Raw genomic sequence first — 12,158 nt, 5'->3', positions numbered from 1 at the left:
ATGCGATATGGCCGTAGTCGGTTAAGCCGGAAGGACTTCCGGTCTGAGGCGGGTTGGTTCCCGGCTCCAAAGACGTTGTTGTTTCCATATTACAGCCTCATTCCCATCCGACTTTTGTATCGGTTAATCAGCACCTGGCAGTCGACGCCCATAATGCCGGGCAGCGGGTACAGCTTCTCCCGCATAAAGGTCTCCATTTCCTGATTGCTCGTAAACAGTCCGTGCATATGCAGCTTGCTAGGGCCCGTCATATGATAAAGGCTGGTCACAACCGGTTCGTCGGCTAAGCGGTCCGCAGCTTCATGAAGATACTTGGGCTCTACCTCCACGTTAAAAAAAGCGCTGACCGTAATGCCGATTTTCTCCGGATTAATAACGGCGGTGAACCGCTCGATGACGCCCTCTTCCATTAACGTATTGATGCGGGCCTGCACGGCGACGCGGGATAAGCCGATGTCTTTGGCCAGGTCGGTGTAAGAAATTCTGCCGTTCTGATGCAGGGCAGAAATAATTTTGCGATCGATTTCGTCGATCTGTACGTTCTCGATTGGACTCGAAGTGCGGTGCTGCATGTTTAGTCTATCTCCTCTCTATAGCTCCTGTATATGCAAAAGGTATGTAAAATCGAAAGATTCATTACCATATGCATAAATATATAGCGTTTTTTGTTCATCATCAACAAAAAATGCAGGGTGGGCTTTCTTTTTCGTTGCCGGTGGCATGGGGGCGTGTTATGTTGAATCTATAATGTTAATAAACCTGACTTACGAGGTGGCATGGGGATGAAGAAGCCGGTTACGGGTACAAAAGCGATGGTTGTTAGTCCGCATCACTTGGCAACGGCGGCAGGCGCCCGCGTATTGGAGCGGGGAGGCAATGCGTTTGACGCGGCGGTTGCGGTCAGCGCGTGTCTGGCGGTTGTTTATCCGCATATGACGGGCGTTGGGGGAGATGCTTTTTTCCTCTCTTATCATGCATCGAACGGGGAAGTGCGGGCTTATAACGCAAGCGGCCGGTCGGGAGCTGAAGCAGCCATTGAAGCTTTTGCCGATGTGGAATCAATTCCGACAAGAGGACCCCGCAGCGCCATTACGGTGCCCGGCATGGTCGACGGCTGGTATGCGGTACAGAACCGGTACGGCCGTCTAACGTTTGCGGAAGTGCTGGAGCCGGCGATTTCGTATGCGTCGGAGGGCTTCCCGATGTCACCCGATCAATATGAACATACCAAGCAGCATGCCGCCATGCTGGGAGAGCAGTCGACTACGGCTGAGATCTATATGCCGGGCGGGGGCATAATTCCGGTTGGAGAAAGGTTTGTCCAATCAAAGCTTGCGGCAACGTTAGGCATCATTGCGGAAAAAGGAAGGGACGCTTTCTACCATGGAGAAGTCGCCGCCGAGATTGCCCGGTTTCTGCAGGCCGAAGGCGGGCTGTTGACGGTAGAGGATTTCGCCGCGCATGGCGGCGAGTGGGTAGAGCCGGTCCGCGGTTCCTATCGCGGTTACGATATTTATCAGGTGCCGCCGAATTCGCAGGGCTTCACCGGCATTATGGCTTTGCAAATCCTTGAGCAGTTTGATCTTAAGGCCATGGGGCATGGATCTTATGAGTATTATCACGTGTTGACGGAGGCGCTGAAGCTGAGCTTCCGCGACCGCAACCGGTATTTGACGGATCCCGTCTTCTCGGCCGTTCCGCTTGACCGGCTGCTCAGCAAGGAATATGCGGTTGAGCTAGCGGCTTCGATTAAAAAGGATGCTGCCATGGACATCAACAGCCAGCCGGTCGGCAGCGATACCGCGTATGCGGCCGTTGTGGATGAGGACGGCAACGCGGTTTCTTTTATCCAAAGCTTATACTTTGAATTTGGTTCCGGTGTTGTCGCGGGTAATACGGGAGTGCTGCTGCAGAACCGCGGTTCGTTCTTCTCGCTTGACCCGAACCATATTAACCGGCTAGAGCCGCGCAAGCGGACCTTTCATACGCTGATGCCGGCAATGGCTTGCCTGAACGGGAAACCGGGCTTTTTGTACGGCACGCAAGGTGGGGAAGGACAACCGCAGACACAGACGCTGATGCTGACGCGGATGATCGACTTCGGCATGAATCCGCTGCAGGCGGTCAGCGAGCCGCGTTTTGTATGGGGACGTACTTGGGGAGCGCCTACGCAGGAGTTGAAGCTGGAAGGTCGGATCTCGGAAGAGACGGCCGAGAAGCTGGAGAAGGCGGGGCATCTTGTCCGCAGGCTGCCTGATTTCGATGGAATAATGGGGCATGCTCATGCTATTGCGATAAATAAAGACGGACTGTTAAGCGGAGGCGCCGACCCGCGTTGTGACGGATCGGCCATCGGCTGGTAGGCGGATCGAAAAAAAGAGGGAGGGATTATTCCATGATCGATACGTACAACGCGTTTGTACAGCCGGAGCTTGAGCTGCCGCCGGTCGGAGAGGGACCGCTTGGCGGCCTGGCATTTGCGGTAAAGGATGTATTTGCGATAAAAGGGTACACGAGCGGGGCCGGCAATCCGGATTGGCTGCGTACGCATTCGCCTTGGGAGAAGACGGCCTCCTCGATCAGCAAGCTGCTGGCTTCGGGCGCGCGCCTCACCGGCACAACCCATACCGATGAATTGATGTACAGCATTAACGGTCAAAACGAACATTACGGCACGCCTGTTAATCCGAAGGCCCCGGACCGGATCCCGGGCGGCTCGTCCAGCGGCTCGGCGGTTGCGGTGGCGGCTGGCGCGGTCGACTTTGCGCTTGGCACGGATACGGGCGGCTCGGTCCGCGTGCCTGCCGCTTATTGCGGGATTTACGGATTCCGGCCGTCGCATAACTTTGTTTCCATTGACGGGGTTATTCCGCTAGCTCCAAGCTACGATACCGTCGGTTGGATGGCAAGGGACATCTCTCTGCTGCGTCAAGTGGGCGAAGTCTTGTTGGCCGGAAGTAGCGTTGAGGAAACGCCGGGGCAGGATTTTCGCAGGTTGATCTTTGCCGAGGAAGCGTGGGAGAAGGCTGAGACTTCCTGCCGCAAGGCGCTGGAGAGCGTCTGCATACAGCTTGTCCAGACAAAAAGCATGATGCAGGAATGGCGCTCGGTCGCGCCGGAAGGTCTGGAAGCATGGAGCCATTCGTTCCGCACGACGCAAGGGCGGGAAATCTGGCAAACGCATGGCGAATGGATTGTTAGGGAGAAGCCGGTGTTTGGCGAAAGCATTGGTGCGAGATTTGCTTCGGCAAGCACGATAACGGGCGCGGAAGCCGAGAGGGACGGAGCGTTGCGGGAAATTATCCGGAAACGGTTGGGGGAGCTGCTTGGCGACGATGGGCTACTCATCATTCCTACGATCCCGGGCACCGCTCCAAGCCGGACGATTCATGGGCCGGCCGTTGAAGAACGACGGTTCCGCACGATGCAGCTGTCCTGCATAGCAGGGCTGTCGGGGCTTCCGCAGGTAACGATTCCGGCGGGCGAGGTTGACGGCGCGCCAATCGCGTTGTCGGTGATAGCAGGCGCGAAACAGGACCTTAAGCTGCTGCGCTGGGCGGAACAATTCGAGAAGGGGCGGTAGGCGATGAAGCTGGCAACGATTGTGCATGACGGATTAGAGCAGGGCAGCATAGCTGTGCCCGATGGATATGTAACGCTGGCGGAGCTGAATCGCGTCATGGGTTCAGATTGGCAGCCGGATGTATTTAGCTTGATCACAAGCGGCCAGCTGGCGGAGCTGACGGCCTGGTATAACGAAGGCGGTCAAGAGAAGTTGGCTTCATTGCCGGTCATTCCGGCCCTGGAAGCAAGCCCCGCGCCGCTGTACCGCCATCCCCGCAAAATATGGGGAATCGGCATGAATTACACGGCGGATGCGAGTCAGCTTGCTGTCCTTCGCGAAGAAGAGCCGGTCAGCTTTATGAAGCCGGATACGTCCATGATCGGCGACGGCGGGGATATTGTGCTGCCTGCCCAATCCGAGCGGGTAACGGCCGAAGCGGAGCTGGCGATTATTATCGGGCGGACCTGCCGGAACGTATCGGAAGATGAAGCGCTGCTTGCCATCGCGGGTTTTGCGGCGGCAATCGATACGACGGCGGCAGATATTCATGCCCGGCATATGCGGTATTTGACCCGGGCGAAAAGCTTTGATACGTTCTTTACCTTTGGCTCCGAGCTGATCACGCCGGATGAAGCAGGAGAGTTGACGGAGCTTCAGGTGGAGACGTGGCATAACGGCGGGCTGGCCCATGCCGCCAAGCTGGCGAATATGATTTTTCCGCCTGCTTATCTGATTGCCTTCCACTCGCAGGTGATGACGCTGCTGCCGGGAGACGTTATCCTGACCGGTACGCCGGGTGCGGCCGTTATTCGGAGCGGCGATTTCGTCGAATGCCGGATCAACGGCCTATCGCCGCTGCGGAGCGGGGTTCGTTAATCGTTTGCTTGCAAGCCTCAAGTCCGGTTTAGTATGATTTAGGGTGCATATGGGGACGACTGAGTACTGGAACCATATGCCAATTGCTGAAACGGAGAGGGAGTTACAGATGAGCCAAATACTTGTGATGTTCACCGGAGGAACAATCGGCAGCAAGAACGATAACGGCGCGATTTCGGTGAATGAAGCAGGCTCTTACCATTTGATTGATGCTTACATGGCGAGCGCGCTGAAGCGGGATGCGAACCTGGAAACGGTTCAACCGATGAATATATTGAGTGAAAATATCGTGCCGTCGGACTGGAACACCTTGATTGCGGCGATCAGGGCCGTGGATCAATCCAAGTTCGACGGTATTATTGTGACGCATGGCTCGGACACGCTTGCCTTTTCGGCGGCGCTTCTCAGCTTTGTTTTATGCGACCTGACGATCCCGCTGGTCCTTGTGGCCAGCAATTATCCGCTTGGCGACGAACGGGCGAACGGTCTGAGCAATTTTGCGGCGGCAGTAGACTTTATTTCGGAGGATGCGGCGCCGGGCGTGTTTGTCATTTACCGCAATGATAAAGGGGAATCGGTCGTTTATCTCGGCAGCCGCATTACGCAATGCGAGTCGTTCACCGACCAGTTCGACAGCCCTTACAGCGTGCCCTACGGCACCATGACAGGCGGAAGACTGCTCCGTTACGACCATCCGTTTAACCCTGCTCATGATGAGCTCCGCGCGCGTCAGCCGGAGAGCAGTCCGTGGCTGGAGGATGGCGAAGGCATCCAGTCCGGCATGCTGTATATCCGTCCTTTTCCGGGACTGAATTATTCGTATTACGATTTCTCCGTACATAAACCAAAAGCCGTGCTGCATGACCTGTTCCACTCCGGAACGGCTAATGCAAGCGGGGCGGATTCTCATTCTCTCCTGAAGTTTGCCGAATATTGCGCGGAGCAAGGAGTTGACCTGTATCTATGTCCGCTCAAAGACAGCAGCGAAGCGATGTATGCTTCGTCTATTCTTCTGAAGGAAGCGGGAGCGGTCTTTATCGAGAACATGTCCATCGAAGCCGCGCTTATGAAGCTGACTTTGGCATACTCGCTGCCGCTTGGCAAAGAAGAGATTCAATCCTTCGTTATGGAGCAGCAGCTGTTCTACGAATTTGTGGCTAATCGTGGTAAACTGGGCGTATAAAACGTTTTGAGGAGAGGTGTTCATTTATGGCGCAAGCGCAAGTAGGACAAGCTGTACCGGATTTCACCCTGCCGGCTTCTACAGGCAACAATATCTCGCTGTCCGACTACAAGGGCAAAAAGCTGGTGATTTATTTTTATCCGAAGGATAATACGCCGGGCTGCACGGTGGAGTCCTGCGATTTCCGCGATTACAACGGGCAGTTCAAATCGTATAATACGGAGGTTATCGGCATCAGCCCGGACGACCTGGCGTCGCATGACACCTTCATAAACGACTTCCAGCTCCCTTTCCCCCTGCTGGCCGATACGGAGCATGAAGTTTCCGAGTTGTTCGGCGTATGGAAGGAGCGTTCCTGGAACGGCGAAACGTTCATGGGGATCGAGCGCTCGACGTTCCTAATCGACGAGAACGGCGTACTGGCGCGCGAATGGCGCAGCGTATCGGTAGACGGCCATGTTCTTGAAGTGCTTGAAGCGGTAAAATAAGCAAGGAAAAAAAGCCTCCAAATCCGCAAATGATGGAAATGGAGGCTTTTTTCAATTCTAACCGCGCTCCCCCGCCTAAGGACGGCGAAACCGTTTAATCTGGTATGTATTAACGCTGGAAGAATTCGATTCGTTCGCCTTCCGGACCGCTGATGAAGAAGTAACGGTAGCCGTTAGGCAGCGTTGTAATTTCGTCATCGATAAACGTTACGCTTGTCTCTTTCAAACGTGCGAATTCCGCATCCACATCATCCACGTAAATCGCAAAGTGGTGAACGCGTCCTTCAACGGGCAGCTCGCCGTTATAATGCTGGACTAATTCGATCTCCGTCTCGTCGGAATCCCCGAAGCCAAGGAAAGCGAGTTCAATAACGCCGTTTGTATGAGTCAGACGGCCTTTTAGGGTCAATCCCACAAACTCCTCGTAGAAGCGGATGGTTGCCTCCATATCTCTTACCATGATTCCAACGTGATCGACGCGTTTGCGTGCCATTTGCATTGCTCCTTCTCCTCTAGGTTGACCCCATCATAGGCATTCATTCTATCATTGTCAAGCAACGAGGGGGAGAGTATAATGAGAAATAATTCCAAGTAAATAAATAGGTATTATATGATAAAGGTTGGCGGATAAAAGGAGGCAGAGGAATGGAGACAAGAAGGCTGGGCGCAAGTGAGCTCTACCCGTCGGTTATTGGCTTTGGAGCATGGGCTGCGGGCCGAAACGGCTGGGGAGTTGTAGAGGAGAAGGAGATCCGGCAGGCGATAGATAAAGCCATCGATCTGGGGATTACCTTTTTCGATACGGCACCGGTATACGGATTCGGGGAATCGGAGAGAGTGCTGGGAAAAGCGCTCAAATCCGTACGGGATAAAGTAATTATTGCTACCAAATGCGGTCTCGTCTGGGATGACCGTTACCAGGTCGATATCGATTTGTCCGGAGCAAGCCTTATCCGCGAGGTGGATGACAGCCTCCTTCGGCTGGATACCGATTATATCGATCTTTATCAGGTGCATTGGCCGGATCCTAAAGGCAAGGTGCCCATCGAGGAGACGTTTTCGGTTCTGAACGAGCTTGTCCAGGCAGGCAAAATCCGCAGCATCGGCGTATCGAATTTCTCCGTTCATCAGCTTGTGGCGGCACAGTCCGTTGCCTCCGTCGTCTCGCTTCAGTCCCCTTACAACCTGCTGCAAAGGCAAGTCGAGTATGCCGAGCTTCCTTATTCCGAGAAGCAGCAGCTCGGCTTTATCCCGTACAGTCCTTTGGCGCAAGGGCTGCTCACAGGCAAATTCAGCGCGGTTACGAAGTTCCGGGATGACGATATCCGCTCCTATGGCAATCACCTCTACAAACGCGGCCAGTTCGAGGGGAATGTGCTCAAGGTGGAGCTGCTGCAAGGAATCGCGAGGTCCATCGGCAAGCCGCTTAGCCAGATTGCGATCAATTGGCTGCTCTATAACAAGGCGGTTACAACGGTTATCGCCGGTGCCAAGACGGCTCTCCAGGTACAGGAAAATGCCGCCGCTTCCCGCTGGAAGCTGACCCGCGAGGATTATGAGCAGATCAGCCGTTTGTTTGAGCCGGACTCGTCATACGTCATATAAAACAAGAGGCTTGCGGATATCCGCAAGCCTCTTGATCCTTATTACAATCCGAATTCATCTTCGTTATATTCGGGATCGTCTTCATACATGTAATAGATTTTCCAGCTGTTGTCCGGCATTTTTTTCAGATAGTAAGTGGCATCCGTAGGTATGACCTGAGTATGCGTCATGTCCGTGCCTTCCAATTTCATGTTGATCTTGCCGCCTGTCGTATGAATAACGGCAAAACGGTTCGATTTGGAGACGACTTCATAACTTGCGGGCGCAGTCAGCTCGAATGCCAATTTATAGCCCTGCTCTTTTAAAGCAGCGAGGTCCTCGCCGTCCCAGAAGCTGGCTGCCAGTTGATATCCGGTATAATATTGCGCCTGGATTCCGCCAAGCTTGCCGTATTCCCCCGCATTAATGGCTTCCGCCTCTTTAGCGTTTTCCTCGTTAATAACGGCGGTAAGCACGGCATCTTCGGGAAGTTCGCTCTTCTGCAAATCAAGCGCGCGTTGAATCATAACAACGGCTTCCGCGCGAGTCGCGTTCGCGTAAGGCTTAAAGGTTGTTGCGGTAGCCCCGCGGACAATGCCGGCTTGGCTTGCTTTTGCAATGAAAGGTGTTGCGAAGTATTCCGGTACGTCGGAGAAGGACTTCGCTTCGCCTTCAAATTTGACGGAAGATTCGAAAGCGCGGACCACCATCGTTGCGATCTCGCCGCGTTTAACGAGTTCATCAGGCCCAAAGGTTGTATCCGTCAGACCGTTCACAACGCCAAGGGAGCTTGCGATCCGAATTGGCTCGGAGTACCATTTGCCGGCAGGAACATCAGTAAAGGATTTGCCTGCTTCTTCGGTTGCCAGACCAAGCGCTCGTACCAGAATGGATACGAATTCCGCGCGGCTGATGGATAAGTCGGGCTTCAGATAAGTATCGCCATAGGAGTCCGTGTAGCCTTTGAGCAGATCCGCCGACACGAAGTTGTCGAGCGCTTCATAAGCCCAATGCTCGTCGATATCCATCGGGATATAAGCATACAGGATGTCTTCCGCGGAAGCAGCGCTAGCTTTGGATGCTTGGAACGGAAGTGCGAGCAGAAGTACTGCTGCCAGAAAAACAATAAGACTGCGGGTAAAAGCTTTCATTTCATATTCCTCTCTTATGTAAAGATATTGTAAAAATGACCCATACTGATACTACCAGATGAGAGGTTTTAGTACTAGAGAGAATAATTGGCATGCAAAAAAAGAAGGCTTGCGGGTATCCGCAAGCCTTCTTCGTTCCTTATTCCGTGATTTCGCCAGTGCCGGATGCGTCAGCATCGGAAGCAAAGAGATAGATTTTCCAGCTGTTGTCGTCCATTTTCTTGAGCAGGTAATGGCCGTCTCTTGGAACGGTTTGCGTTTGCGTATCGGCATCGGTTTTGCCTTTAACCGTTACTTTGTACGTGCTGCCCGTTGCATGAATGGTGGCGAAACGGTCTGTCTTCGATACGATTTCATATTTTTGCGGAGTCAGCTTTTCCAAAGTAAGGGTGTAGCCTTCCTTGGCCAGCTCCGAATAATCCTGGTAATCAAAGGCGTTTTCAGCTTTAGCGTAACCCGTCATATATTTATCCAGAACGTCGCCAAGTTTAGCGAAGTCCTGCGAGTTAACAACCTCTGTTTCTTTTGCCTCGTATTCATCAATCAGAGCGGTAAGAGCCGCGTCTTCAGGCAGGTTGCTCGCTTGCAGATCAAGCGCGCGTTGAACCATTACGACAGCTTCAGCGCGGGTTGCGTTGGCGTACGGCTTAAACGTTGTTGCGGTAGCGCCGCGAACGATTCCCGCTTGGCTTGCTTTCGCAATAAACGGAGTTGCGAAGTATTCGGGTACGTCGGAGAATGTCTTCGCTTCGCCTTCAAACTTGACGGAGGATTCGAATGCGCGGACAACCATGGTAGCGATCTCGCCGCGTTTGATCAGTTCGTTAGGACCAAAGGTCGTTTCGGTCAAGCCGTTAACGATACCGAGGGAGCTTGCGATCCGAATCGGCTCGGAGAACCATTTGCCTGCAGGAACGTCAGCAAAGGTTTTGCCTGTTTCAGTGGTAGTCAAGCCAAGAGCGCGAACCAGAATGGCTACGAACTCCGCACGGCTGACGGACAGATCCGGTTTGATCAACGTATTGCCGTCAGAGTCGGCGGAGCCTTTGAGCAGATCAGCGTTAACGAAGTTATCAAGCTCGTCATAAGCCCAATGGTCGTCGATATCAACCGGGAAGTATGTACCCAGTGTATCTTCAGCGGAAGCGGCGCTTACTTTTGAAGCTTGGAACGGAAGGGCGAGCAGTACAACGGCCGCCAAGAAAACAATAAAACTACGGGAAAAAGTTTTCATTTCGTATTCCTCTCTTATGTAAGAATTTTGGAAATAGACCCTTACTGATACTATCAGATGCGAGAGGATTGTACTAGAGAAAATTAGTAGATTTAGGCTGGGAACAGCTAAAATAAATCCTTGGAACCAGAGCGCAAAAAAACCGATCCTTAATAACTAAGGGATCGGTTTTTTGTGTCGAATCATTTCCAATTAGGAAGCTGGCTGACATAGCTGTCGGATAACTTCAGAAGCTCCAGCGCGCGGTTGAAATCGTCCGCCGAGTCAAGGGAGACGGTGCTTGCTCCCGAGAGCGGAAGATGCGTGCCGTCCTCATAGCCGCTGCCGGAGAGGAACAGCTCATCGCTGCTGACGAATGATCCGGTCGGCAGATAATAACGCTGCGGCAGCAGGTTAACCGACGTGTTGTTCAGGATATCCTGACCGAAATGAATCTGGTCGTCCAGCGGGAAACCTAACAGGTTCGCAACCGTAGGCAAAATATCGACCTGGCCGCCAAGCTGATTGAATACTTCCGGTTCGGTAATGCCAGAGGCGGAAATAATAAGCGGAATGTTAATCATATCGGCAGAGCCGTAGTCATGCCCGTAAATCTCTTTCATTAATTCCTTGTCATCGCGGTCCAGCGAGTAAATCGGCAGTCCAAGATGATCGCCGTATAGCACGATCACGCTGTTATCCCAAATGCCGCGCTGCTTCAGATCGTCAATGAACAAGCCGAGCGCGTAATCCGCATAGTTCTGGGCGCGTATGTAATCGCCCACGAAGGTATTCTCGTACCGCTTCGGAAGCTCCATCTTATACTTTCGTTCCGGAATGGTGAACGGATGATGGGATGACATGGAGATGACCTGCGCATAGAACGGCTTGTCGCCTTGATCCATTTTCTCCAGCTCAGCTGCGGTTTTCGCATACAGCACTTCGTCGGAGGCCGCGAAGAAGACGGAATCCTCGTCGCCGAAAAACTGTTTGTCATAGTACCGGTTAAAGCCAAGCGCCTTGTACAGCTCGCTTCGGTTCCAGAATTCCACGACATTCGTATGGAAGGTTGCCGTATCATAGCCATGCTGCTGCATCAGTCTCGGAAGGCTTGGCAGCTCTTTCTTCGGATAGACCTGAGTAGCCGCGCCGTTTGGCGGTATATAATAAGAAGTATTAACAACAAATTCGGCATCCGACGTATTGCCCTGTCCAACACCTTGATAGAAGTTGTTGAAGTAGTAGCTTTCATTGGCCAGCTTGTTCATGTTAGGCGTAATTTCCTGGCCGTCGATCTTCAGATTGATAAGGAAGTTTTGGAACGATTCCATCTGGATAATGATCAGATTTTTGCCGGAGGCCGCATTCCACAGCTTAGGCGAAGTCGGCTTTTGAATCTGTTTTATTTCATCAATTTTGGCCTGCGTAATTTCGGACGGATTAACGAGATCTTGTTTTTTATTGGATAAAATCGTATAAGCCTCGTAATTAAGAATGCCCATCTGCTCCGCTTTGACGATTTCGTTCATGCTAGCGCGGTTCGGCAAAATGTTAAACAGGCAAAGCGCAAGGGAAACGCCAAACAAGGCAGCAAGCACGCTTCTGCTGACGCGTTTTTGGCTGGCCGCCTTCCAGTACTGTCCCTTCCGGCGCCGGATCAAATAATAACCCATGACGACAATATCAATAAAGACTAGCAGATAGTAAGGGTCCATCAGAGAGAAAACGCTGTTGCTGACTGCCGTAACCTGATTGACCTGATTGAGGGCTGAGTAGGTAACGATAACGCCGTAATATTTGTAATACATAAGGACCGCAAACAGGATGGCGGTCATAAGCAGGTTAGCGCTTAAATAATAGACGAGCTTTCGTTTGGTAGCGAACCATTCAATCAGACAGAACACAATTAACGCAAACGGGACTTCCTTGAGCAGAGTTGTCCAGTTAGGACCACCAAAGACGACCATCCAGGTTAGAAAGCTCTTAAGAAGAACAATCAGTGAGAATGCGAGAATGGGTCGTTTGCTGAAAAGCCTTTTTGGTGCTAGATTTGACACTTTTTCGCCGCCCTTCACAATAAAACAGGCTTCTCACTAAG

Annotated in this window: 11 protein-coding genes; 6 read left to right on the top strand and 5 right to left on the bottom strand. The window is 52.6% G+C overall.

What is annotated here, in order from left to right; all coding sequences use genetic code 11:
* Positions 1-89 precede the first annotated feature (89 nt).
* Positions 90-572 carry an Lrp/AsnC family transcriptional regulator gene (locus tag WFJ73_RS20665; protein ID WP_127496138.1) on the bottom strand — a complete coding sequence of 161 codons (483 nt, stop codon included), beginning with the start codon at positions 570-572 and terminating at the stop codon, positions 90-92.
* 210 nt (positions 573-782) lie between these two features.
* Between WFJ73_RS20665 and ggt the strand changes: the two genes are divergently transcribed.
* The 5 genes from ggt to bcp all read left to right on the top strand — a co-directional run bounded on the left by ggt (position 783) and on the right by bcp (position 6,112).
* Complete coding sequence (gene ggt / locus WFJ73_RS20660; protein WP_336774840.1) at positions 783-2,363, top strand: gamma-glutamyltransferase; 1,581 nt, start codon at positions 783-785, stop codon at positions 2,361-2,363.
* A gap of 32 nt (positions 2,364-2,395) precedes the next feature.
* A complete protein-coding gene (locus WFJ73_RS20655) occupies positions 2,396-3,583 on the top strand; it encodes an amidase (protein WP_336774839.1) in 1,188 nt (395 codons plus the stop codon).
* 3 nt (positions 3,584-3,586) lie between these two features.
* A complete protein-coding gene (locus tag WFJ73_RS20650; RefSeq protein ID WP_336774838.1) occupies positions 3,587-4,441 on the top strand; it encodes a fumarylacetoacetate hydrolase family protein in 855 nt (284 codons plus the stop codon).
* A gap of 109 nt (positions 4,442-4,550) precedes the next feature.
* A complete protein-coding gene (locus WFJ73_RS20645; protein ID WP_336774837.1) occupies positions 4,551-5,624 on the top strand; it encodes an asparaginase in 1,074 nt (357 codons plus the stop codon).
* A 26-nt stretch (positions 5,625-5,650) separates the two neighbouring features.
* Positions 5,651-6,112, top strand: a complete 462-nt coding sequence (bcp, locus tag WFJ73_RS20640; protein WP_248756666.1) for a thioredoxin-dependent thiol peroxidase — start codon at positions 5,651-5,653, stop codon at positions 6,110-6,112.
* 109 nt (positions 6,113-6,221) lie between these two features.
* Here the strand turns inward: bcp and WFJ73_RS20635 are convergent, their stop codons facing one another.
* A complete protein-coding gene (locus WFJ73_RS20635) occupies positions 6,222-6,605 on the bottom strand; it encodes a VOC family protein (protein WP_336774836.1) in 384 nt (127 codons plus the stop codon).
* 152 nt (positions 6,606-6,757) lie between these two features.
* Here WFJ73_RS20635 and WFJ73_RS20630 point away from each other — a divergent pair, with 152 nt between their 5' ends.
* On the top strand, positions 6,758-7,717 hold the full coding sequence (locus tag WFJ73_RS20630; protein WP_336774835.1) for an aldo/keto reductase: 960 nt from the start codon (positions 6,758-6,760) through the stop codon (positions 7,715-7,717).
* A gap of 41 nt (positions 7,718-7,758) precedes the next feature.
* Here the strand turns inward: WFJ73_RS20630 and WFJ73_RS20625 are convergent, their stop codons facing one another.
* The 3 genes from WFJ73_RS20625 to WFJ73_RS20615 all read right to left on the bottom strand — a co-directional run bounded on the left by WFJ73_RS20625 (position 7,759) and on the right by WFJ73_RS20615 (position 12,117).
* Positions 7,759-8,847 carry an S-layer homology domain-containing protein gene (locus WFJ73_RS20625; protein WP_336774834.1) on the bottom strand — a complete coding sequence of 363 codons (1,089 nt, stop codon included), beginning with the start codon at positions 8,845-8,847 and terminating at the stop codon, positions 7,759-7,761.
* A 139-nt stretch (positions 8,848-8,986) separates the two neighbouring features.
* Entirely contained in the window at positions 8,987-10,081 is a 1,095-nt protein-coding gene (locus tag WFJ73_RS20620; RefSeq protein WP_336774833.1) for an S-layer homology domain-containing protein, read from the bottom strand.
* A 182-nt stretch (positions 10,082-10,263) separates the two neighbouring features.
* On the bottom strand, positions 10,264-12,117 hold the full coding sequence (locus tag WFJ73_RS20615) for an LTA synthase family protein (RefSeq protein ID WP_442955973.1): 1,854 nt from the start codon (positions 12,115-12,117) through the stop codon (positions 10,264-10,266).
* Positions 12,118-12,158: the final 41 nt, after the last annotated feature.

Origin of the sequence: Paenibacillus sp. MMO-58, from assembly GCF_037146255.1 — a bacterium.
Taxonomy (GTDB): domain Bacteria; phylum Bacillota; class Bacilli; order Paenibacillales; family Paenibacillaceae; genus Pristimantibacillus.
Note: the sequence above shows the minus strand (reverse complement) of the source record. Positions and strands in the feature narration are given on the sequence as shown.